Origin of the sequence: Dysosmobacter welbionis, from assembly GCF_005121165.3 — a bacterium.
Lineage (GTDB): Bacteria > Bacillota > Clostridia > Oscillospirales > Oscillospiraceae > Oscillibacter > Oscillibacter welbionis.
In genome coordinates this window covers 3,327,754-3,350,123 of the sequence record NZ_CP034413.3, presented here as the reverse complement: position 1 = coordinate 3,350,123, position 22,370 = coordinate 3,327,754, and the positions used below count along the sequence as shown (strand labels likewise).

Sequence of the window (22,370 nt, the reverse complement as noted above, 5' to 3'; positions counted from 1 at the left end):
CTTTATCCTGCCAGGACTTCCACCCGTACCACGCCGTCCACGGCGGCCACGTCTGCCATCAGCTTCTCCAGGGTCTCCGCCAGTCCGCTGGTCTCTGCGGAAATCGTCACCGCCGCGCAGCCGTTGGTGGGAATGCTCTGGTTGATGGTGAGGATGTTGGCCCCAGAAGTGGCAAACACGGACAGCACGCTGGAGAGCACGCCGGTGTTGTCCTTGAGCATACAGTAAAAGGTGATGATGTGCTCCGCCTTCATATCGTTGAACGGCTGCACCGCATCCTTGTACTTGTAGAACGCGCTGCGGCTGATCCCCACCTGCTTCGTGGCAGCGCCCACGGTGTCCGCCTCGCCGGTCTGCATCATCCGCTTGGCCTCCGCCACCTTCACGAAGATCTCCGGCAGGGCGTTCGCGGCCACAATGTAATACTTGATCTCTCTCGCCATCTCGTCCGCCTCCTATGGCCATTTGTCTTTACACGCAAAGCATCTTACCATATTTCCGTAGGCAATGCAACCAAATTCGCCGAAATTCTTTTGACGAAAACAGGAAAAGTTCCCCCGGTTTTCTCCCCCTCACCTGAGCAGAATGCCGGATAGAAACAGGCGCCCCGGTTTTCACCGGGGCGCCTGTTTCCTGATCTCAGCCGATTCACTTCTCCGCCTGGAATACGGCCTTCATGCCCTTATAGGTCTCGTAGCAGTCCAGCTTGGACACCGTCTCAAAGGGCGCGTGCATGGACAGGACCGGCACGCCCGCGTCCAGCGTGGTGATGTTCCGGTTGGCCATATACATGGCCACAGTGCCGCCGCCGCCGGCGTCCACCTTGCCCAGCTCTGCGATCTGCCAGATGACCCCCGCCTCGTCAAAGAGGTTGCGGATATAGGCCACCGTCTCCGCGTCCGCGTCGGAGGCACCAGACTTGCCCCGGGCGCCGGTGTACTTGCACAGGCCGATGCCGTAGTTCAGATAGGCGGCGTTGCGCTTCTCATACACGTCGGAGAAGTTAGGGTCGTAGGCCGCCGTCACGTCGGCGCTGAGGCAGAAGGACTTCTCGAAACACACCCGCACAGCCGCGCCCTGGCTCTCGCACAGGTCCTCCATAAATGTGTCGAAAGCGGCGGACTGCATGCCCGTCACACCGTCGGAGCCGATCTCCTCCTTATCCGCCAGAACGCACACCGCCGTCTTGGCAGGGGTCCCCTCCAGATCCAGCAGGGCCCGCAGGGCGGCGTAGGCACACACCCGGTCATCATGGCCGTAGGCGCCGATCATGCTGCGATCCAGGCCGATGTCCGTGGCCTTTACCGCCGGCACCGCCTCCAGCTCCGCGGAGGTGAAGTCATCCTCTGTGATGCCGTACTTTTCGTTCAGCAGCTTCATCACCGCCAGCTTCACACGGCCGGACTCCTCCGCGTCCCCGATCGGCTCGCTGCCCAGCAGCAGGTTCAGGGTCTCAGCGGGGATGGCCTCCGCCAGCGGCTTCTTGTTCTGCTCCGCGCCCAGGTGGGGCAGCAGGTCCGTGATCACCAGCCGGGGATCGTCCGCGCCCCCGCCGATGTTCACCTGTACGCTGGCGCCGTCCCGCAGGGCCACCACGCCGTGGAGCTCCAGGGGAATGGTAACCCACTGGTACTTGCGGATACCGCCGTAATAGTGGGTCTTGAAATAGGCCAGTTCCCCGTCCTCATACAGGGGGTTGGGCTTCAGGTCCAGCCGGGGGAGTCTATGTGGGCGGCAGCGATCTGAACACCCTCCGCCAACGGCTTCTCCCCGATGTGGGCCAGCAGCACGCTCTTGCCCCGGTTACAGAGATAAACCTTGTCTCCCGGCTTCACCGCCGCGCCCCGGACATAGGGCCGGTAGCCGGCCTGCTCTGCCAGGCGGACAACCTCTCCTGCGCAGAGCCGCTCGGTCTTGCTAGTGTCCAGAAATGCCTTGTAGTCCGTGCAGTACGATTCCATGGCGCTCCGCTCCGCCGCGTCCATCCGGTCGAAGCCGTTGCGGCGGCAGGAGAGCAGCTGCTCCTTCAGCGCCTTAAATTCCTTGCTTTCCATGTGCTTTTTCCTCCTTGATGGTGTCGATCAGCCGCTGGAAAAACTCCCGGGCCTCCATTTCAAAGGCCGCGGCGGTATCGGCGGCGTTATTCAGCTCACAGTCGCACTTGCCCCGGTAGTACTCGTCCGGCTGCTGGGCGGAGATCCGCAGGCGGGCGTACTGCTCTGTGATGTTGTCCCGGGCCATGATCCGCCGGACCCGCAGTTCCAAAGGCGCGGTGACGGCTATCGTCCGGTCGCACAGCTGGTCCAGCCCGCCCTCCAGCAGGTTGATGGCATCGATGGCGAAGATCTTGCTCTCCGACGCCGCCAAGCGCCGCCGCACCTCCGGCACCAGATGGCGGGCCACAATGCCGTTGAGCTGCTCCAGCCGGTCCTTGTGGGAGAAGACCTCCTGTCCCAGCTTGCGCCGGTCCAGTTGGCCGGCTGCGTCAAACGCGCCGGGGAAGGAGACACCGATCTCATCCCGCAGGGGAGCGCAGGTCTCCAGCATCTCATGGTACAGGGCGTCGCAGTCGATGACCTCGCCCCCCAGGGAGCGGATGGCCCGCAGGGCGCTGGACTTGCCCGCGCCGGTGCCGCCGGTGAGGCCCAGCACCACCCGCTCACTGTCCGCCTCCACCACATGGAAGCCGGCGGCCTTTTTCAGCCGGTTGCCGATGGCCAGACCCAATCCCCGGTTGTCCGGGCACTGGGCGAAGATCTCCGTCACATCGCTGGTGTCAAAGGTCCGCAGGGCGTCGAACACCCGCTGGGCCTGGACCAGCTTGTCGCCTACAGGCCCCAGGGTGTGGACCTCCTGCTCCCGGAACAGATCCGCAAACTCCTCGAAGCAGATGACGCCGGAAGTGGGCCCCACCCGCCGCAGGATCTCCTGGGCGGACTTCTCCGGCGCGCCGGTGATGACGGTGACCGGCGCCTTGGGGGCGTAGTGGCGGTACTTCATGCCGGGGGCTTTGGGCTTCTCGCCCTCCGCCAGGGCGCCGTTGACGGCCTTATCCACGTCGATCTTGCCGATGAGCCGCTCCAGGTCCTCCAGGGGCAGTCCGCCGGGACGCAGCAGCCTGGGCGGGTCGCAGGTCAGGTCCAGAATCGTGGACTCCACACCCACCGCACAGGGACCGCCGTCCACCACGCCGCTGATCCGGCCGTCCATATCCTCCAGCACGTCCTGGGCAGTCGTGCAGCTGGGCCGGCCGGAGAGGTTGGCGCTGGGGGCCGCGATGGGGATGCCCGCCTCCCGGATGATCGCCAGCGTCACCGGGTGGTTGGGGCAGCGCACCGCCACCGTGTCCAGCCCGGCGGTGGTCTCGTCCGGGATGATGGGCCGCCGCTTCAGGATCATAGTCAGGGGGCCGGGCCAGAATTTCCGGGCCAGCACATAGGCCAGGGGCGGCACGTCGGCGCAGTAGCGGGGCAGCCACTGGGCGCCGGTCACATGGATGATGAGGGGATTGTCCTGGGGCCGGCCCTTGGCCTCAAAGATCCGCTTCACCGCGGTGCCGTCCAGAGCGTTGGCCCCCAAGCCGTACACCGTCTCCGTGGGGATGCCCACCAGGCCGCCGTCCCGCAGGATCTTGGCCGCTGCGCCGATCTTGTCCTCGATCTCCTTCTGCTGACCCTTGGTGTCCCGCAGGTCAAAATATCGTGTCTGCATATCTCTTCGCCTCTATCTCTCTTCGCCGGAGATCTCCCCGGCCTTATTGCTTACTCTTTCTGCGTCTCCAAAGGGCTCCGCGGCGTCCCGGCAGGCTGCCGGAAGTGCAGCCCCTCCACGGCGCCGCTCTATCCGGGCCGCCGTACAGCTCTGTTTTATGGTTCCCCGCCGCCGTTCTTCAGCTTCTCCGCCTGGTCGGCGGTCACCAGGGCGTCGATGAGCTCATCCAGTTCCCCGTCCAGGACTGCGTCGATCCGGTACAGCGTCAGGCCGATCCGGTGATCCGTCACCCGGCCCTGGGGGAAGTTGTAGGTGCGGATCTTCTCGCTGCGGTCGCCGCTGCCCACCTGACTCTTCCGCTCTCTGGCGATGTCGGCATCCTGCTTTTCCCGCTCGATCTCATACAATCTTGACGCCAAAAGGCGCATGGCCTTGTCCCGGTTCTGGAACTGGCTGCGCTCCTGCTGGCATTCCACTACCAGGCCGGTGGGCCGGTGGATCAGCCGCACGGCGGAGGACGTCTTGTTCACATGCTGGCCACCCGCGCCGCTGGCCCGGTAGACCTGCATCTCGATGTCCGCAGGGTCCAGCTTCACGTCCACCCCTTCCGCCTCCGGCAGCACGGCCACCGTGGCGGCGGAGGTCTGGATGCGGCCATTGGACTCCGTCACCGGCACCCGCTGGACCCGGTGGACGCCGCTCTCGAATTTCAGCCGGGACCAGGCGCCCTCGCCCTCGATAAGGACGCTGCACTCCTTCACGCCCCCCAGCTCCGTCTCGTTCAGCTCCACGGTGTCAGTCCTCCAGCCCCGGGCGGCAGCGTACATGGTGTACATCCGCAGCAGCGACGCGGCGAACAGCGCCGCCTCCTCGCCGCCGGTACCCGCCCGGATCTCCAGGATCACGTTCTTCCGGTCATTGGGATCCTTGGGCAGCAGCAGGAGCTTCAGCTCCTGCCGTAGCCGCTCCATCTCTTCCCGTGCGGCGGTCAGCTCCTCCTGGGCCAACTCCCGCATCTCCGGGTCGGAGAGCAGCTCCTCCGCCGCGGCTCGGTCCGCCTCCGCCTGCCGGTATGCCTGGTACGCCTCTGCCACCGGAGTCAGGTCCTTCAGCTCCCGATTCACAGTCTTCAGCCGCTCCGCGTCGCCATAGACAGACGGGTCTGCCAGCTGGGCTTGCAGGTCCTCATACCGCAGGGCCAGCTCCTTCAGTTTTTCCTGCATGGGGCATCTCCTCTCCCGTTGATTTCAGAAAAGGGTCTGCCGCTACTGCCCCTCCAGAAAGGCCCGGACCTGGCGGAGAAACTCCTCCTGCCAGAATGCCCAGCCCACGTCCCCGCTCCGCAAGGACACCGCCGCCAGATGACCGGCGGGCACACAGAGATCCATCTGGCGATAAACCTCCTGGTACTGGGAGCCGCTGCTGCGGGTCAGCACATAGGCCGCGTTGCGGATCTCCCCGCCCCGGTCTTTCAGAAACGACCGCATGACGGCGCTGGATCGCCCGGCCCACACCGGTGTGCCCAGAATCACCAAGCGGTAGTCCCCCAGGGGACGGGCTGTCTCCAACGGGGCCACGGGGCGGGTGTCTTTGCGCATGGCGTCCAGCCCACAGCGCAGCCAGCCCCGCCAGCCGCTCCGGTCCGCGTTGTCCCGCAGCTCCGCCAGCTCCGCGTCCAGGGCGGCGGCAATCTCCTCCATGGCCTTCTTGGTGTTCCCCGTCCGGGAGTAATAGATACATAAGATATCGCTCATTTGGTTCCTCCGTATCCGCTCAGTCAAACAGAAAGGTCTTTACCATGGCAAAGGCCTCCCGCAGGGTGTAATTGATCTCCAAATGAACCCAGGGCAGCGGCGCTGGGATCCCGGCCACGTCTCCGTAGCCCTCCCGGGCGGCGATCAGCTCCGACCGGGCGATGTGAAAGTCGTTGGTGACAACAGCCACCCGTCCCTCCGCTGGGTCGACCCCCGCCTCATACAGCAGGGGCTTGGAGAGGGCGAAGTTCTCCGCCGTGTTGGATGCCTGATCCTCCAGAATCAGCCGCCCCGGCTCCACGCCATGGGCCGTGAGGTAGTCGTACATGCACGCCGCCTCGCTGATCTCCTCGCCATAGCCGGTGCCGCCGGTGAGCACCACCGGGATCTCCGGGTGGGCCTCCAGATAGTCCAGGGCCGCGTCCAGCCGGGTCCGCAGGGACAACGACGGCTCCGTGCCGTTGACCCCCGCTCCCAGGACGATGACCGCGTCTGCCGGCAGGGGCGTCATGTCGCTGCGCCCCCGGTTAATGATAAAGACCTCCAGCCCCAGCAGCGCAGCCAGTCCCACCGTAAGGCAGCCATAAAAGCCCCGGCGGATCAGCCGCCAGCGGTGATTTCCGGCGGCCAGGCGATCCAGCAGCCAGGAAAGCACCAGGAGCGCCGCCAGCCCCAGCAGCAGAAAGCCGGAAAACCGGATGCCCAGGCTCCGGATCAGCACCAGAAGCAGGCCGAAAACGGCGCAGCCCGCCGCCCCGATCAGCCGGGCCTGTCCTCTTCTGCGGCCCCGGTAGACATCGTACCGGTACAGGGGCCGCTGTTTAGCCCTCTGCCTCTTCACTGAGCTGCTCCCACCTTTCGTACAGGGCGTCCAGCTCCGCCTGGGCGGCGTCCTTCTGCCCCACCAGCTCGTTCAGCTTCTCATAGTCGCAGGCCGCGGCCTCCATATCTGCCTCCAGAGCGGCGATGCGCTCCTCCGCCTTGGCGATGTCCCGCTCACAGATGGTCAGCTGCCGTCGGGCCGCCTGCTGAGCCTTGTTGCCCCGCTGGGGCCGCTCCGCAGCGGGCTTTTCCCGCTCCTTCTCCGGCTTGGGAGCGGCGGCCTTCTCCGCCTCCTCCTGAGCCTTCATCTGCCGGTATTGGGCAAAGCCGCAGGGATAATCCGTGATGGTGCCATCCGTCAGCTCCCAGATCCGGGTGGCGAAGCGGTTGATGAAGTACCGGTCATGGCTGACAAACAGCAGCGTGCCGTCGTAGGCCTCCACCGCCTCCTCGATCCACTCCCGGGAGTCGATGTCCAGATGGTTGGTGGGCTCGTCCAGGATCAGGAAGTTGATCTCGTCATCCATCAGCATGCACAGCCGCAGGCGGCTCTGCTCCCCGCCGGAGAGCACCGACACCGGCTTGAACACGTCCTCGCCCCGGAAGTCGTATGCCGCCAGCCGGTTTCGGGCCGACTGGGCCGAGAGGCCCTTTTTCGCCGCCATCATATTCTCCACCAGGTTCCAGTCTGGGTGGTCGAAGCGGACGATCTGGGGCAGGTATGCCTCCTTCACCTGGGGGCCGGTTTTGATGCGGCCGTCGTCCGGATACAGCTCCCCCACGATCATCTTGATAAGGGTGGACTTTCCGGTGCCGTTGTCGCCGATGAGGGCGATGCGCTCGCCCCCCTCCACCTTCAGGCTGATGCCCTCAAAGAGGTGCTTGTCCCCGTAGGACTTGGACACGTTCCGGATGCCCAGCACCTCGTCCCCGTGGAACTCTGCGGAGGAGAACCGGGCGTCCATCTTCCGCGCCTTGGTGGGTTTGGAGGTGGTCCGCATCCGCTCGATGCGCTTTTCCATGGAGATGGCCCGGCGGTAGGTCTTGTCCATGCCCATGAAAGCCCAGACCCGCAATTGCTCCGCCGCCTTCTCCAACTGTGCGATCTTGGCCTGCTCTTTTTCGTACTGCTTCATCCGCTCCTGGTAGCGGCGTTCCTTCTCCACGGCGTAGAAGCTGTAATTCCCGCTGTAAAACTCCGCTTTCCCGTCCTGGATCTCGATGACCCGGGTGACGGTGCGGTCCAGGAAATACCGGTCGTGGGAGATGGTGACCACCGTGCCGTGGAAAGAGCGAATGTACTCCTCCAGCCACTCGGTAGCGTGGAGGTCCAAGTGGTTGGTGGGCTCGTCCAGCAGCAGGATGTCCGTGTCCTCCAGGATGAGGCGGCCCAGGTTCACCCGGGTCTTTTCCCCGCCGGAGAGGCTGTCGAACAGCTGGGACCGCTGGCTGTCCGGAATGGACAGGCCGTTGGCGATCTTATTCACCGCCACATCTGTGTCATAGCCGCCAAATGCCTCAAACCGCTCGCTTAATGTGCCGTACCGCTTCAAAATGGCAGGGTCGCTCTCCCCGGCGGCCATCCGGGCCTCCAGGGCCCGCATCTCCTCCGCCAGGCTCTCCAGCCGGGCGAAGGCGGAGCGCAGCACATCCTCTACTGTGCAGCCGGCGGGGTAGACGGGGATCTGGGAGATCAGGCCCACCCGCCGGCCCTGGCCCACCACGACGGTGCCCTCGTCGTAGTCCAGCTCGCCGGTCAGTATCTTGAACAGGGTGGTCTTGCCCGCGCCGTTGCGGCCCAGCAGCCCCACCCGCTCCCCCTGGTCCACCTGAAAGGTGAGGCCGTCCAGGACGTTCTTCCCCACCTCAAAGGACTTCACCAGGTTGTTCACTTGAATCTCAATCATACGCTTGTTTCAACTGCTCCACGATCCAGCCAAAGTGCATGGCGTGGGACGCCTTCACCAGCATGGCAGTGTCGGTGCCCAGCTGGTCAGTCAATTCGTGGACGGCCTCCTCCTTGGTGGCAAAATGGGTGACGGAGCCGCCGCTCTGGGCGGCGCCGTCGGCGATCTTCTCCGCCTTGGCGCCGATGGCCACCACCTCGTCGATGCCCAGCATGGCGGCCAGGGCGCCCATGTTGTAGTGGGCCTGGTCCGTCAGGTCCCCCAGTTCCCCCATGTCCCCCAGCACGGCCACCTTCCGGCCGCACTCAGTCTTGGCCAGGATCTCCAGGGCCGCAGTGACGGACTGGGGATTGGCGTTGTAGCAGTCATCCAGCACCAGCCGCCCGTCCCGCAGACGAAGCACCCGCATCCGGGATCCGGCGGGTTCATACGAAGCCGCGCCCCGGGTGATCTCCTCCGTGGAAAGGCCCAGCTCCTCTCCCACCGCCACGGCGATGGCGGCAGAGTAGGCCATGTGCTCTCCCGGCGCAGGGATGGTCAGGTGATAGGTGTCCCGGGGGGACACGACGGTGCAGGTAATTCCCGCCACGCCGTGGTCGGCCATGTCCATCACCCGGACGGCGCAGTGCTCCGACCGTCCGCAGCGGACGGTCCGGAAGGGCAGGTCCAGGGTGTTCAGCAGGGCGTCATCCCCGTTAAGGACCGCCAGTCCCTCCGGCTTCAGGTTCTCAAAAATCTCGCTCTTGGCCTTGAGGATCCCCTCCCGGCTGCCCAGATGCTCGATATGGGCGTCACCGATGTTGGAGATGACGGCGATGTCCGGCCGCACCATCTCCCCCAAATAGCGGATCTCCCCGAAGTGGTTCATCCCGGTCTCGATCACCGCCGCCTGATGCTCCGGCCCCAGGCCCAGCAGGGTCAGGGGCGTGCCGATGTCGTTGTTGAAGTTCTCCGGTGTCTTCAGCACCCGGAGCTTCGCCCCCAGCACCGCCGCCAGCATCTCCTTTGTGGTGGTCTTGCCCACGCTGCCGGTGACCTGGACAAAGGGGATGGCGAACCGGTCCCGGTAGGCGGACGCCAGGGCCCGCAGGGCCAGCCGGGTGTCCGCCACCTGGATATAGAACTTGTCTGGCCGCAGCAGCTCCGGCCTCCGGGCGCACAAGCACCCGGCGGCTCCCGCGTCCAGGGCCCTGTCGATGAAGTCATGGCCGTCGAACCGCTCCCCCACCCAGGGCAGGAACAGGCAGCCGGGGGCAATCTTCCGGCTGTCGGTGCACACAGCGGTGACGGGGGCCGCCCCCTTCCGGGGATTCAGCCAGGTGCCGTCCACAGCGGATATGATCTCAGGAATGGTCATTGGCTGCATGCAGTTCACCCTCTTCTCTTCACGTCGCAGGAGAGCCGCACGATCTCCTCGCAGAGCTGGTTGTAGCTCATGCCCACGGCGGCGGCCTCCTTGGGGACAAAGCTGTTGGGGGTCATGCCCGGCAGGGAGTTGGCCTCCAGCACCCACAGATTTCCGTCTTTGTCCAGAATCATGTCCGTGCGGGAGTAGACCTCCAATCCCAACGCCCGGTGGGTCCGCAGGGCCAGCTCACCGGCGGCCTGCATCACCGCGGGCGGCACATCGGCCGGACAGGTCTCCACCGCCGCGCCGGCCTGGTACTTGGCCACGTAGTCAAATTCCTTTCCGGCGGGCACGGTCTCCACCGCCGGCAGCCAGCGGTCCCCCAGGACCGCCACTGTCAGCTCCCGGCCGTAGATCCGCTCCTCCGCCAGGACCTTGGCGCCGTAGCGCAGCACCTCCTCCAGGGCCCGCTTCAGCTCCGTCCGGTCCTCCGGTAAGTACACCCCCAGGGACGAACCGCCCCCGATGGTCTTGATGACGCAGGGCATAGGCAGCGTCTGGGCCAGGGGCTCCGCCTCATCCAGTCCATAGGACAGCAGCCGCCACTTGGGGGTGGGGATGCCGCACGCGTCCAGAATCTGCTTGGAAACCGCCTTGTCCATGGCGACAGCGGAGGCCAGATGACCCGCGCCGGTGTAGGGCACGCCCAGTAAATCCAGGGCGGCCTGGATGCGGCCGTCCTCCCCGTCCATACCGTGGAGGCCCAGGAACACCAGGTCCGCCTTCTGGCAGATGTCCAGCACGTGGGGGCCGATGTGGCTGGGGCCCTGATCCTTCCGGCCGCGCTTCACCGTCTCCAGGTCCGGCGCCTCCACCTCGATCTTCGCGTCGGGGCACAGGCCGTCGGGCGCGTCAAACAGGGTCTCCAGGTCCGCCGGGACCTCCTCCAGCCCCAGGAACAGATCCACCAGGATGGCCCGATGGCCGTTTTCCCGCAGGGCGCGGCACACGCCGGTGCCCGTCACCAGGGAGACCGCCCGCTCTGTGGAGATTCCCCCGCCAATACAACGATCTTCATGCTCGTTTCCAGTCCCTTCTATCTTGACTGCTCTCCGATGGGTAGTCATAATCATCCTATTTTAATGTTCCATAGTTTAGCACAAACCGCCCCCAAATACAACTGTTAAAACGCCGCAGGCCCTCCGAAAAAGCACGGGCGCTTTTTCGGAGGGCTGTTTGTTCTGCTGGAAATTTCCGGCTCAGAGGAGCCAGTCGAAGAGGCCGGCCGGTTCTCCCTCCAGCAGGGTGCCGGCGGCGGAGAGCATCTGGGCCGCGTCCGCCCGGGTGACGGTCTCTCCCATGGCGGCGCTGCCGAAGCTGCCCGCGGCGAGGACGCTGACCGCCTCCATGTTCCCCACGGCCTGGGCTGCCCAGGAGGGCACTGCCTCCCGGTCTGCGTACCAGCTGGCCAGATCCACATCCTCCACCGCCAGGACGCGGTTGAGCACGGTAGCCGCCTCATTGAAGGTGATGGGCTCATCTCCCTGGAAGGCCACGCCCTCCGCTGTGGAGACGCCCTGAATGATGCCGTCCGCGACGCCGGCCGCGGCGTAGGCCTTGGCCCAGGTGGGGATGGCCGCGTCATCACAGAAGCCGGTCATGGTAACGGCGGTGGGTTCGTCCCCGGCGGTCTCCATTACCAGGGCCAGAAACTCGCTGCGGGAGACGGGCTTATCCGGCTCAAAGTAGTACTGGTCTCCGATCTTGGCACCGGTGAAAATCCCCGCCTCCGCCAGGTCCTGCGCGGCCACCGCGGCGGTGCTGTCCGCCGTGTCCGCATAGGTGACGCCAGACTTGGCCTTCTCAATGGTGACGCTCACCGTAGCGGGTTGAGACACGCGTCCGGCGCTGTCGGTGGCGGTATAGGTGAAGCTGTCGCTTCCGGTGGAATCCCCCTCTGGGGTATAGGTGAAGCTGGCGCCGTCAATCTGGACGGTGCCCTTTTTGGGCTCTTTCTCCACGGTGAAGGTCAGGTCCTCTCCCTCGCCGCCCGCGGCCAGAAACTGGGCGTGATAGGGAATGCCCCGGTAGGTGCGGATCTCCAGCGCCTGGGCCGTGGGGCTCCCCTCTGCCGGCTGGGCCTTCTCCTTGCCGCCGAACAGGGCGGCGGCGTTGACGGACAGGGTCAGGACTACCGCCAGGCACAGGGCGGCGGCGCGTTTCATCAGTTGGGTCTTCAAGGCGATCATACCTCCTGTATTGAATTGGGTGCACCGCTAGTTTCTTCCCGCCCGCCGGAAATATGCAGAAAAACACGGCCGGAGCGCACTCCGGCCGTGTTTGGGAGCTCCTTCCGCTCACCCCAGGGGCCTGCCCGGACGGCGGACCACAGGGGATCGCTTTTTGATGCCGGACACCACGCCCATGGCGGCATACAGCGTCAACAGCGAGGACCCGCCGTAGCTGAAGAACGGCAGGGTCAGACCGATCACGGGCATCACAAACAGGCACATACCGATGTTCACCACAGTCTGGAAGATCAGCATGGCCGCCACACCCACACAGACATAGCAGTGGAAGGGCGTCTCAGCCCGGCGGGCTACCAGCAGCACCCGGATGATGATGGCCGCCAGCAGGGCGATCACAACAAGACAGCCGATCATCCCCAGCTCCTCCCCGCAGACACAGAAGATGAAGTCCGTGTGCCGGGCCGGCAGGGACCCCTCCCCCGCCTGAGTCTGGGTGCCCTGCATGTATCCCTGGCCGAAGAGGCCGCCGGAGCCCAGGGCCAGCAGGCCCCGGGTCTGCTGCCAGCCTGCTCCCAGGGTATCATAGGAGTGGTCAAACAGGACCCGGAAACGGTTGATCATATAGTCCGGCATCAGGCCCAGAGCCACCGAGGCGGCAATGGCTGCCCCGCTGCCGGCGAACAGCAGGACGAACCACCGCAGAGCGAAGCCTGCCACAAAGGCCATGCACAGAAAGATGAAGAAAAATGTCAGGCCGTTGCCCATATCCCCGGAAATCCCCACGTACCACCCCATCAGGGCGATGGTGTGCCCCGCCACCATCAGGGCGGAGGGGAAGGATTTCAGATCCCGCTTCACCTCCCGCAGCCACTCCAACTGCTTGGCCAGCAGCAGGGTGAAGGTGATCTTCACCACCTCCGCCGGGCCGATGCTGAAGGGGAGAAAGGGAAATTTCAGCCATGCGGTGTTGCCCGTGTTGTCCGAGACGCCAAAAGGTGTCAGCAGCAGGGCGATGAACACGACGTTGAAGGCCACAAGCCACTTCCACCGTCGCATCAGCCGCTCCAGGTCCAACATGGACATGAAGATATAGGCGCAGATGCCCAGCACCATGGCCGCCCCCTGGACGCCCACATATCGCACGATGCCGCCGATGTTCAGATACCGGGTGGCGCTGGCGATCAGCGCCATGCCGTACAGGGTGGCGGCGCAGCAGAGCCCCAGCAGCACCAGGTCGGCCTGCTGGATGAAGTCTGCCAGAATGGCTTTCAGTCGGTTCCACATGGGCGTTTCCATTTCCTCCGGCGCAGAATTTGACGAATGCAGTATACCACAAATGAAAAGATGTGTAAACGCCGCAAATTTGTTTTTACAGACTGTTTAATTTCATCGAATTTCATCCAACGGCTGAAATCACTGTCTTTCCCTTGCGGCTCTAGCTTTTCGCGGCATCCGATTAAGTTACCTTATGTTACTGTAAATTACCCCTGAAATTCACAGTAAATTCACAGTTAGCGGCGCATAACGTTCACAGTGGAAAACTATGTGGAAAACTATCCATCTCTGGCGTCCATGTAAGCTCCCAGCAGCTGGGCCGCAGTTGCCTTGTGCTCTTGTCGCAGATGGGTGTAAACGCTCTCCAGAACCTCCGGTGTGTCTCCCAGTATCTCCGCAGCCTGCCGGGGGTCAAGCCCCGCCTCATAACAGATCGTGGCGAAGCTGTGGCGGAAACAGTGGGGCGTGATTGGGAATGTCTCATGGATTTTCCCGTCGCTGGTCTGGACGATTTCATTCAGCCCCACATCCTGGCAGTACCTCCGCCAGTTTTTAGCGATCTCCCCTTGTTTCATAAATCCTCCGTCTCTGCCTGGGAAGATCAGCCCCGCTCTGGTTTTGGGCAGCGCGTCCGCCAGCGGCTGCAGCAACGGAATGTCCCGTCTGCCGTTCTCGCTTTTCAAGTGGTTTTCGAGTGTCGGTGTGGTACTGTAGGCGTAGTTTAGTTTTTTGGTCACATGGATGACTCCGGCTTTCCGGTCAATGTCCGCATAGGTCAGCGCCAGGGCTTCTCCCCGCCGCATCCCAGTATAAAGCAGTAGATACGGAAACAGCCACCAGTGGGCTTTCTTCTCCCGCCCCGCTGCCTTTACGGCGGCCTCCTGCTCTTCGGTCAGCGCCTCCCGGTGCTTCACAGGCAGCCCCCGGCTCTTCTTGATCTCCGCAGCCGGGGAAATATCAATATCTCCGGAGATCACCGCATGGGCGAATATCATCTTGCAGACACACAATTCAATAGAAACGCTGTTGGCGCTCCTCCCCTGCTTCTCAAAGGCGGAGATATACCGCTGGATGTCCAGGGGCCGTATCTCCTTCGCAGGTCCGGGAAACGCCTCTTTCAGCCGCTTCACGGCGTAGGAGTAAACCCGCCGCGTGGATTCTCCAATATCCCCTTCATGCTGCACCTCCCACTCGTCCGCGATCTTTGGGAAGTCCCGCCCACGCTCTTTCTGCTCCTGGTATTCCAGGATTTTTCTGTCCACCTCCCGGCAGCTCTTTCCCCGGAATGCCACCCGCTTTCCGTTGATGGTCCGGATCGCCTCGAATAGCCCGTCCGGCCTCTGATGATACTTGCTTTTCTTCGCCATCTTCTTTTCCTCCTATTGCTTCATCAGGAGGTCTGTGCTATACTGTGAACAGACCTCCTGGCTTCGTCGTGGTTGCTGGTTGGTTGCATTGCCGTCCGGGTGCGTCAACGCCCGGACGGTCTTTCTTTTTACATTCCCGGCAACGGGAATCGCCGCTTCGTAATGACGCGCCCCAGGCAGACCAACATCTGCCCGCTGTTGCGGGTAATCACCACATCCGCGTCCGCTCTCTCCCGGTTCAGGGAAAACAAATAGGTGATCCCCAGAATCCGGTCATAGTGGTATTGCTTAATGACCGCTTCACCGTCCACGGAGAACACGCCAATATCACCATCTCGCAGCGGGTCCTTATTGCAAAAGACCCTGCTCCCATTCGGGAAATACGGCTCCATGCTGTTGCCGCTGATCCGCACAGAGAAAACGGCGCCCTTCGGGTCTCCTGGCTGCAAGGTGTATTCATCGTAATCCTCGCCCATGATGGGGGAGGCCATACCGGCCGCAGGCTCCGACCAGAAGTTTGGGATTGTTGGCTTTTCTTCCTCCGATTCGCCTGCATCCCGCAGAAATCTCTCTTCATCTTCCATCCGGGCCATCTCTACATCCGCTACATGCCGGAGCGCCTGCTTGCCCCAGCGGTCCAGCCCGTCATAGTCTTTCGCCAGCCGCATCGCCTCGCTCGAATAGAGCGGGGCTTTATTTATATCTAATCCAGTCCCCAAAAGCTGATCGCCTGTAATGCCAAGAGCATGTGCCAGCTTTTTTATTTTGGGGACATCCGGCTTCCGATTCCCTTTTTCATAACCAGTGATCGTGGTCTTTGCAACGCCGACCATTTCAGCGAGTTCCTCTTGTGTATAACCGCAGCTTTCCCGGAACTCTTTTAATCTCTCACCAAAAGTCACATTATCGCCTCCTCAGCTTCATTATAAGTTTGCATTTTGCAAATGTCAATGATAAGTTTTCGGAACGCAAACTTTTTTGCCAATATCTCTTGACAAGTTTGCAAATCGAGACTATCATATAACTAGAGTTTTCGGAACGCAAACAGTGAAAGAAGCGTGAAATATGTTCCCTAATCTCCTGGGGCAGAAAGCCCTGCATAAGCTGACAGAAGAGGATATGGCAAGGATCATCGGAGTCAGCCGAACCGCCTATCAGAGCAAAACAAAGTCAGGACGCTTCACTCCCGCAGAGTGCCGTGCCTACTGCCAGTATTTCGGGAAGAAGTTTGAATACCTATTCGCAGAGGACGGTGATGAGTACGCCAGCTAAAAAGGAGGTCCGTATGGAAACACCTGTATTTGCAAACGAAAAGGGCTGTGCCCTTCTGGCCGCCATCGACGCCGGGATCATTCCCGAAACGGAAAGCGGCTATGACACAGCCCGATTTGATAAGTTCTGGTCTCTGTATCTGCGAAATCTGGCCCAAGTCTACAGGGCCTCAGAGCAGGGCGGAAAAGAGCAGCTCCACAAGCTGCCCGATCAAGGCGCCGATCACCAGTAAGAGGACTTGATACCAGCGGTCCAGCTTCTTCCGCTTTTCCATGATCTTCTCATGGTCATAAGTGGCAAGGGCGCAAAGGCCGTCCTGCGTGGCAAAGATGGCTTCCAGGTCTCTCTGCACATCTGCGGAGCAATATCCCTTGGCTTTGCCATCAGCCACCGCAGCATGTCCGCTTCACGTTCTGTTAAGTCAGAAAACCGGACGCCCTGGATGGTCCTTCGCAGCATTTCCGCTTGTTCGGAAGTCATCATGCGGCAACACACTCCTTGTTATCAGGATACCACATATCAATAAAATCGGCAATATAAACAGATAGGAGATATGACGATCTGAAAATTTCAATGAAAAGGATTCGAGAGCAAACGTGCCAAAAGCGCCTCTTTCAATGCGATGTCTGCGGGGCAATCACTCCGGCCACAAAAATGAGACATAGAGGCGCCACCTTGCCTGGGCACAGGAAAACCATGTATTGCTTTTTCTGCAAAAAGAGAACGGATTTTACTCAGATTGAATAACAAAATGCCCCCGCCAGTGCTGACACCACCGACGAGGGCTGCGGAACCTATTGAAAGCGCCAACAGGCCCGCGAGGACAGTATACCATTCCTCCGGGCGGAAATCAATCGCAAGGAGGAATTTACTTTGAACGAAAACAGCACCATCAAAGACCTGGAGTCCCAGGCACGCAACACCAAGCGGCTCATGGACAAGCTCAACCGGGCGGCCTACGGCATGACCTTTGACGAGGCTCTGCGCCTTCGCCCGTCAGACCCGAACAGCAACCACGACCATCAAGAAAAGGAGGACCCGAATGTCTGAGTCAAGATACTACCGCGACAACCTCGCGGACATTCTAGAATTCACCGAAGGGCGGCACCTGCTGTCCCTGGAGGATGTCCGGCGATTCACCGGCATCAAGAAATACAGCACTTTGAAGAACCGCTTCCCCTTCAACGGCTCCAAAATCTCCGCCGCCACCCTGGCCCGGAGTCTTTCGGAGGTGTCGAAATGATCCTTCAAATCATCGTTCTGACCGCTGGAGCCATCTCCCTGACAAACGGTCTCTTCTGGATACTGGACAGACTGGAGGGCCACAGATGAACATTGGAGACAAGCTGTGCCTGGAACCCACCATCCCCACCAGCGCCTTTGTGACCGCAAGGACAGGCCCGCATCCCTGCCGGGTAGTCTCCATCAACGAGCGGCACCATCATTTCACCGTGGAGTTCGATTTCCCCGAAGGCAGCTTCCGGGAGACCTACAAGGAGGAATAACGCATGGACGAACAAGAGTTGAAAAATATTTTGGACAAGCACTTTAAATGGCTACGAGGCGAAAATGGCGGAAAACGGGCCAACCTGTTCGGGGCCAACCTGTCCAGGGCCGACCTGTCCGGGGCCAACCTGTCCAGGGCCAACCTGTTCGGGGCCAACCTGTTCGGGGCCAACCTGTCCAGGGCCGACCTGTCCGGGGCCGACCTGTCCGGGGCCAACCTGTCCAGGGCCAACCTGTTCGGGGCCAACCTGTCCAGGGCCGACCTGTCCAGGGCCGACCTGTCCAGGGCCGACCTGTTCGGGGCCAACCTGTTCGGGGCCAACCTGTTCGGGGCCAACCTGTTCGGGGCCAACCTGTCCAGGGCCGACCTGTCCGGGGCCGACCTGTCCGGGGCCGACCTGTCCGGGGCCAACCTGTCCAGGGCCAACCTGTTCGGGGCCAACCTGTCCAGGGCCGACCTGTCCGGGGCCGACCTGTCCGGGGCCAACCTGTCCAGGGCCAACCTGTTCGGGGCCAACCTGTCCAGGGCCGACCTGTCCAGGGCCGACTACATTGAAAAGGCAAAAAATTTATTTTATCCCATTGCCTGCCCGGAAATCGGCGCTTTTGTCGGCTGGAAAAAGGCAAGGGTCAAAACCAGCGGTCATGAGTGCATTGTAAAGCTGGAAATTACCGAAGATGCCGTGCGCAGTTCCGGAACAGGCCGGAAGTGCCGCTGCTCAAAGGCAACCGTTTTGGAGATTCAGGATTTAGAGGGGATTGTATTGGAGCAGGTCGCCGTCAGTGATAGAGATGAGAACTTCCATTACATTCCCGGAACTGTGGTCTCCGTTTCGGATTTCGACGAAAACCGCTGGAACGAGTGCAGCACGGGCATCCATTTCTATATTACCCGAGAAGAAGCGGTGAGGCATATCCTATGAAAAAGCTGACCCGCGAAGAGCGGCGGCGCCGGAGCCAGAGGCGGCAGCTGATTACATATCTCCTATTTCTGATCTTGCTGCTGGCGTGGCTGGGAAGCTACCTGATTATGACGGTGAAAGCAGATCGGCCCGCCATGCACAAGCCGGAGCCCGCCACGCAGGACGGCAGCCTACCCGGCGACGATACCCCGGCCCTGGTCCGCTGTTATCTCACCGAAGAGGAGCAGGAGGCCGCGGAAAACGAGCTGATCGAGGCGGCGCTGCTGTCCCATGCCGTCCGCCTGGATGATGTCACCGTCACCCACTACTGCACCTGCTCCCGCTGCTGCGGCAAGTCCGACGGCATCACCGCCAGCGGCAGAAGGGCCACGCCCGGCGTCTCTGTGGCCGTGGACCCGTCCATCATCCCATTGGGTTCTGATGTCCTGGTGGACTACGGAGACGGAGAACTCCACTATTACCGGGCGGACGATACCGGAAGCGCCGTGAAAGGCGCCCACATCGACCTCTGCATGGAGAGCCACGAGGCCGCCATCCAGGCCGGAGTCCGTACCGCTACAATCTATTTCATCGAGGAGGGAGCTATTTGACAAGAGAAAAACGTATCAAGGCATTCACGATGCGGATCGACGGCCACAACTGGCAGGAGATCGCCCGGGAAATCGGATACGCGGACTGCACCATCAAGAATGACCTATCGGCCTGCATCCGAATCCCGCCCCGGCCCCCGTCCGTGCTGTATCCGGTCATCCGAAGGTACATTGTAGAAAACTATGGCGGCGTGGTCAAGAGCTTCATTCAGGACGTGGGCAGCGTCTCATACGCCCAGGCATACCAGATGCTCTCCGGGCGGTTGGCTGCCTCCAAGCCATTCCGGGACAGTGTGGCTCGTCTCATGGGTATTCCCGCGGAAGATGCGTTCCGGATCGGGGGCGAGTCATGAAGCACTGCCAAATCTGCAATGCCTACTTTGACGCCCCTATGGTCCGGGAGGGCACGGACCCCACCGTATTCCCCGGCTACCGCTACCGGGAGGAGCTGTGTCCCGTCTGCGGCCAGTCCTATATCGAGGACGCCGCCGTCTGCCCCATCTGCAAAGACTATATGCCCGCTGGGGTCATCCTCTGCAAATCCTGCCGCCGCTCCCTTCTATCCCGTTTCCGGGGCTTCGCCGACACTCTCCGGGAAGAGGAAGAGGACCAGCTGGACGAGTGGCTGGACGGCCGCAGCATCAAGGAAAGGAGCGAGTTCCGGTGATCCAGTTTGATGAAAAGTCCCATACCTATACCCTGGACGGCGTGGAACTCCCCAGCGTTACCCACATCTGCCGCTTTCTGGCATACGACTACAAATCGGATAAGCCGTGGCTGGCGGAGACCGCCGCCCGCCGGGGGACCGCCGTCCATGAAGCCTGCGCCCTGATCGACTATGGCGAGACACCGGAGGAAACGCCGGAGATCGCCGGGTATCTGAAAGCCTACCGCCGCTTCCTGAAAGACTACCGCCCGGACTGGGAGCTGATCGAGCACCCCATGGGGAATCTGGAATTTGGTTACGCAGGAACGCTGGACCGATACGGGACGCTCTATGATGGCCGCAGCTGTATCCTGGACATCAAGACTGGCCAACTCCACGGCCCATCTCTCCGGGCCCAGCTGACAGCCTACCAAGAATTGATGCCCCCATGGCATAGTACCCCGGATTATCTCTATGCTCTGAAACTCTCCAAGGATGGGACCTATGAGCTCACGGAAGTCCGCTATGACCTGGAACTGCTGAAAATCTGTCTGTTCATGAATCAGGCAGTGGAAAGGAAGAACCACGCATGAGTGAAGAAATAATGCTCTACAGCTATAACGCCGCGCCCCTGACGGTGCAGCGCAAGCCCCATACCGGGGACTATGAAATCTCCGTGTTTGGCTGCCAGCCGGAGACCCTACGCCGTGGCATCGACTTCGGCGTGATCCGCAAGAAGAACGGGGAGGCCATGACGAAGCACCCCACCCTGTTCAAGGCAGGCGCCGAAAAAGTTGCTGTAGCCTACGGCCTCTGCCAGCGATACCACATGGAGAGCAAGATCGAAAACCAGGAGACTGGATTCTTCTTCTATGCCGTCCGCTGTGACCTGGTGAAGATCGTGGATGGCAAAGAGTACATCATTACCAGCTCCTACGGCTCCGCCAACACCCGGGAGGGCCGCACCGGCAGCCAGTCCCCCTACGACGGCGCCAACAGCGCCCTGAAGATGGCACAGAAGCGGGCCCTGGTGTCCGCCGCCCTGTCCCTGGGATGCATGTCCGACAGCTTCACTCAGGACATTGAGAGCGACACAGAGGATGCCGGGGCCTACTTCGCGGACAAAGACCCGGAAAAGCCCATTACCCCCGCCCAGGTCAAGTTCTTCTACACCTGCGCCAGCCGCCACGGATTTACCAAACAGGAGGCCAAGGACTTCCTGCGCTCCCACGGCTACGACAGCGCCAGCAAGATCAAGTCCGGCGACTTCGACGCCCTGGTGGACGCTCTGCAAAAGGAGGACTCCTGATGTTTATCAATGGCATTACGGACTATGACCGCAGCGGCAACGAGGTCAAGACCGGACTCGTCATCGCAAAGGCCACCTGTGACGGCGATATCCGCATCACCAGCAACGGCAAGGAGGTCGGCTCCATCTCCGTCCGGGCCTATGGCCGCAAGGACGGAACCGCCGCTTTCCTGACTGTCAAGGGCTGGGGGCATCTGGCCCGCCAGCTGTCCGTTATGGTGAAGGGCGACCGGGTCATCGCCGCCGGGCGGCTGGAGAGCCGGGAGTACAACGGCAAAACCTATACAGACCTGATAGCGGACTATGTGTGGCCCACAGAAAAGGAGTCCCACTTCCCCATCCAGAGCGGCGGCGTCAATGTCTCAGCCGCAGACTTCGCCGAGATCGGCGAAGAGGACGGCAAACTGCCGTTTTAAGGCGGGTGAACTGCTTGGAACGTGACCAATTTACCTTTTACCGCAGCTTCTGGGAGGCGTTAAAAGTGCTTCCGAAGAAGGACCAGCTTCCCTTTGTGACGGCGATTTGTACTTATGTGTTCGAGGGAGAAAGCAAGCCATTAACAGGACAGGCATCCGCTTCCTTTTTGCTTGTAAAACCGATACTTGACAAAGCAAGCAAAAAGGCAGCAAACGGGAAGCGAGGCGGAAGCAAACCGAAAGCAAACCGGAAGCAAACGGAAAGCAATATAGAGGGAGAGATAGAGGTAGAGGGTGAGGTAGAGAGAGAGGAAGAGAATGAGAACGATAGTTATACTCCCCCTACCCCCTCTTCCAGGGGGAAACGCTTTTCACCTCCGACAGTCGATGAAGTCAGGGCATATTGTCAGGAGCGGAACAACGGGGTAGACCCAGAGTCGTTTGTTGCTTTCTACGCCTCCAAGGGCTGGAAGATCGGTCAGTCTCCCATGAAGGACTGGAAACAGGCTGTAATCACCTGGGAAAAGCGCAGGAAGCAGGAAGGGAAGGAAAAACCTACTGCCCAAAGCATGAACGACGAGACGTGGAAGTACATCCGGGAAATGTATCACCACAAGGAGGAACCATGAACAGCAAACAAAAAGGCAAGCGCGGAGAGCTGGAATGGGCCAGCTATTGCCGTGGGCAGGGCTATGACTGCCGCCGCACGGCTCAGTATTGCGGGAACACCGGGGACGCCTCTGACGTTGTAGGGCTGCCCGGCATCCATCAGGAAGTCAAGCGTGTGGAGCGGCTGGATTTGGAGGCAGCCATGGCCCAGGCCAAGCACGATGCGCCTCCTTGGGAATATCCCATTGTAGCCCACCGGCGGAGCCGCTGCGAGTGGCTGGTGACGATGCGGGCGGAGGACTGGTTTTCCCTGTACCGGGAATGGGAGGCAAGTCATGACAACTAAGAAGCTGCAAACCATTCTGGAGATGGTGGACCGGGGATGCCTCCAGAAGGACATTGCCAAAGCGGTCAATGTGTCCGTTTCGACCGTCAGCATCTGGGCCCGGAAATATGGGCGTGTGCGGATACCGCGTCGCTACTGCCTGAAGATGTACACCATCTACGGCAAGGACGGGCAATACGCCTTTGAGGGCACCGCCCGAGAGTGTGCGGAATATCTGGGCATCCAATACCAGTCCTTCCGGCGGATGGCGTCCCAATACCAGCGTTACGGCAAGGGCCAGTACGCAGTCTATCCGTCGGAGGTGGAAGCATGAGAGCCGC

27 protein-coding genes and 1 pseudogene are annotated in these 22,370 nt (G+C 61.5%); 14 read left to right on the top strand and 14 right to left on the bottom strand.

Going from position 1 to position 22,370, the window contains the following annotated elements:
• Positions 1 to 2 precede the first annotated feature (2 nt).
• From EIO64_RS17535 to EIO64_RS17475, 13 genes and pseudogenes are all read right to left on the bottom strand, one after another.
• Positions 3 to 443, bottom strand: a complete 441-nt coding sequence (locus EIO64_RS17535) for an ACT domain-containing protein (protein WP_021747794.1) — start codon at positions 441 to 443, stop codon at positions 3 to 5.
• 205 nt (positions 444 to 648) lie between these two features.
• Positions 649 to 2,054: pseudogene (locus tag EIO64_RS17530) on the bottom strand (aminopeptidase).
• Entirely contained in the window at positions 2,035 to 3,711 is a 1,677-nt protein-coding gene (locus EIO64_RS17525; protein WP_119310867.1) for an L-threonylcarbamoyladenylate synthase, read from the bottom strand. The pseudogene EIO64_RS17530 and the gene EIO64_RS17525 overlap by 20 nt, the downstream one beginning before the upstream one ends.
• Positions 3,712 to 3,866: 155 nt before the next feature.
• Positions 3,867 to 4,934 (bottom strand): peptide chain release factor 1, encoded by a 1,068-nt coding sequence (prfA, locus tag EIO64_RS17520; RefSeq protein ID WP_119310866.1) that lies wholly within the window; start codon positions 4,932 to 4,934, stop codon positions 3,867 to 3,869.
• Between the two features lie 42 nt (positions 4,935 to 4,976).
• Positions 4,977 to 5,465, bottom strand: coding sequence for a flavodoxin family protein (locus tag EIO64_RS17515; protein WP_021747798.1), 489 nt, complete (start codon positions 5,463 to 5,465; stop codon positions 4,977 to 4,979).
• Positions 5,466 to 5,484: 19 nt separating this feature from the next.
• Positions 5,485 to 6,306: a YdcF family protein gene (locus EIO64_RS17510; protein WP_136891701.1), complete on the bottom strand. Its 822-nt coding sequence runs from the start codon at positions 6,304 to 6,306 to the stop codon at positions 5,485 to 5,487.
• The gene (gene abc-f / locus EIO64_RS17505) at positions 6,287 to 8,194 is read right to left on the bottom strand and encodes a ribosomal protection-like ABC-F family protein (RefSeq protein WP_119310864.1); all 1,908 of its coding nucleotides are present in this window, start codon (positions 8,192 to 8,194) and stop codon (positions 6,287 to 6,289) included. Before abc-f ends, EIO64_RS17510 begins: the two co-directional genes overlap by 20 nt.
• Complete coding sequence (locus EIO64_RS17500) at positions 8,187 to 9,551, bottom strand: UDP-N-acetylmuramoyl-tripeptide--D-alanyl-D-alanine ligase (protein WP_249390729.1); 1,365 nt, start codon at positions 9,549 to 9,551, stop codon at positions 8,187 to 8,189. Before EIO64_RS17500 ends, abc-f begins: the two co-directional genes overlap by 8 nt.
• Before the next feature lie 14 nt (positions 9,552 to 9,565).
• Positions 9,566 to 10,675, bottom strand: coding sequence for a D-alanine--D-alanine ligase family protein (locus EIO64_RS17495; RefSeq protein ID WP_249390728.1), 1,110 nt, complete (start codon positions 10,673 to 10,675; stop codon positions 9,566 to 9,568).
• Positions 10,676 to 10,801: 126 nt separating this feature from the next.
• Entirely contained in the window at positions 10,802 to 11,782 is a 981-nt protein-coding gene (locus EIO64_RS17490; protein WP_119311894.1) for an Ig-like domain-containing protein, read from the bottom strand.
• 117 nt (positions 11,783 to 11,899) lie between these two features.
• Positions 11,900 to 13,087, bottom strand: a complete 1,188-nt coding sequence (locus EIO64_RS17485; protein ID WP_249390727.1) for an FtsW/RodA/SpoVE family cell cycle protein — start codon at positions 13,085 to 13,087, stop codon at positions 11,900 to 11,902.
• Positions 13,088 to 13,344: 257 nt separating this feature from the next.
• On the bottom strand, positions 13,345 to 14,433 hold the full coding sequence (locus EIO64_RS17480; RefSeq protein WP_136891700.1) for a tyrosine-type recombinase/integrase: 1,089 nt from the start codon (positions 14,431 to 14,433) through the stop codon (positions 13,345 to 13,347).
• 128 nt (positions 14,434 to 14,561) lie between these two features.
• Positions 14,562 to 15,335, bottom strand: coding sequence for an XRE family transcriptional regulator (locus tag EIO64_RS17475; RefSeq protein WP_136891699.1), 774 nt, complete (start codon positions 15,333 to 15,335; stop codon positions 14,562 to 14,564).
• A 217-nt stretch (positions 15,336 to 15,552) separates the two neighbouring features.
• On the opposite strand from EIO64_RS17475, the gene EIO64_RS17470 reads away from it, so the two are divergent.
• Positions 15,553 to 15,705, top strand: a complete 153-nt coding sequence (locus EIO64_RS17470; protein WP_158629836.1) for a hypothetical protein — start codon at positions 15,553 to 15,555, stop codon at positions 15,703 to 15,705.
• A 169-nt stretch (positions 15,706 to 15,874) separates the two neighbouring features.
• Here the strand turns inward: EIO64_RS17470 and EIO64_RS17465 are convergent, their stop codons facing one another.
• Positions 15,875 to 16,096, bottom strand: coding sequence for a hypothetical protein (locus tag EIO64_RS17465; RefSeq protein WP_136891697.1), 222 nt, complete (start codon positions 16,094 to 16,096; stop codon positions 15,875 to 15,877).
• Between the two features lie 482 nt (positions 16,097 to 16,578).
• Between EIO64_RS17465 and EIO64_RS17460 the strand changes: the two genes are divergently transcribed.
• The 13 genes from EIO64_RS17460 (at position 16,579) to EIO64_RS17400 (ending at position 22,363) form a co-directional block, all read left to right on the top strand.
• Complete coding sequence (locus EIO64_RS17460; protein WP_158629834.1) at positions 16,579 to 16,755, top strand: hypothetical protein; 177 nt, start codon at positions 16,579 to 16,581, stop codon at positions 16,753 to 16,755.
• Positions 16,748 to 16,948 (top strand): hypothetical protein, encoded by a 201-nt coding sequence (locus tag EIO64_RS17455; RefSeq protein WP_136891142.1) that lies wholly within the window; start codon positions 16,748 to 16,750, stop codon positions 16,946 to 16,948. The genes EIO64_RS17460 and EIO64_RS17455 overlap by 8 nt, the downstream gene beginning before the upstream one ends.
• 85 nt (positions 16,949 to 17,033) lie before the next feature.
• On the top strand, positions 17,034 to 17,210 hold the full coding sequence (locus EIO64_RS17450; RefSeq protein ID WP_158629732.1) for a hypothetical protein: 177 nt from the start codon (positions 17,034 to 17,036) through the stop codon (positions 17,208 to 17,210).
• Between the two features lie 3 nt (positions 17,211 to 17,213).
• The gene (locus EIO64_RS17445) at positions 17,214 to 18,134 is read left to right on the top strand and encodes a pentapeptide repeat-containing protein (protein WP_136891141.1); all 921 of its coding nucleotides are present in this window, start codon (positions 17,214 to 17,216) and stop codon (positions 18,132 to 18,134) included.
• Complete coding sequence (locus EIO64_RS18915; protein WP_136891140.1) at positions 18,131 to 18,724, top strand: 3D domain-containing protein; 594 nt, start codon at positions 18,131 to 18,133, stop codon at positions 18,722 to 18,724. The genes EIO64_RS17445 and EIO64_RS18915 overlap by 4 nt, the downstream gene beginning before the upstream one ends.
• Positions 18,721 to 19,077, top strand: coding sequence for a hypothetical protein (locus EIO64_RS17435; protein ID WP_136891139.1), 357 nt, complete (start codon positions 18,721 to 18,723; stop codon positions 19,075 to 19,077). Before EIO64_RS18915 ends, EIO64_RS17435 begins: the two co-directional genes overlap by 4 nt.
• Entirely contained in the window at positions 19,074 to 19,391 is a 318-nt protein-coding gene (locus EIO64_RS17430) for a hypothetical protein (protein ID WP_136891138.1), read from the top strand. Before EIO64_RS17435 ends, EIO64_RS17430 begins: the two co-directional genes overlap by 4 nt.
• The gene (locus EIO64_RS17425) at positions 19,388 to 19,963 is read left to right on the top strand and encodes a metallophosphoesterase family protein (RefSeq protein ID WP_136891137.1); all 576 of its coding nucleotides are present in this window, start codon (positions 19,388 to 19,390) and stop codon (positions 19,961 to 19,963) included. The genes EIO64_RS17430 and EIO64_RS17425 overlap by 4 nt, the downstream gene beginning before the upstream one ends.
• Positions 19,960 to 20,679, top strand: a complete 720-nt coding sequence (locus EIO64_RS17420; protein WP_136891136.1) for a hypothetical protein — start codon at positions 19,960 to 19,962, stop codon at positions 20,677 to 20,679. Before EIO64_RS17425 ends, EIO64_RS17420 begins: the two co-directional genes overlap by 4 nt.
• Complete coding sequence (locus EIO64_RS17415) at positions 20,679 to 21,095, top strand: single-stranded DNA-binding protein (RefSeq protein ID WP_136891135.1); 417 nt, start codon at positions 20,679 to 20,681, stop codon at positions 21,093 to 21,095. Before EIO64_RS17420 ends, EIO64_RS17415 begins: the two co-directional genes overlap by 1 nt.
• Before the next feature lie 14 nt (positions 21,096 to 21,109).
• Entirely contained in the window at positions 21,110 to 21,724 is a 615-nt protein-coding gene (locus EIO64_RS17410; RefSeq protein ID WP_136891134.1) for a DUF6291 domain-containing protein, read from the top strand.
• Positions 21,721 to 22,050, top strand: a complete 330-nt coding sequence (locus EIO64_RS17405) for a hypothetical protein (RefSeq protein WP_136891133.1) — start codon at positions 21,721 to 21,723, stop codon at positions 22,048 to 22,050. The genes EIO64_RS17410 and EIO64_RS17405 overlap by 4 nt, the downstream gene beginning before the upstream one ends.
• Positions 22,040 to 22,363, top strand: coding sequence for a helix-turn-helix domain-containing protein (locus EIO64_RS17400; protein ID WP_136891132.1), 324 nt, complete (start codon positions 22,040 to 22,042; stop codon positions 22,361 to 22,363). Before EIO64_RS17405 ends, EIO64_RS17400 begins: the two co-directional genes overlap by 11 nt.
• Positions 22,364 to 22,370 lie beyond the last annotated feature (7 nt).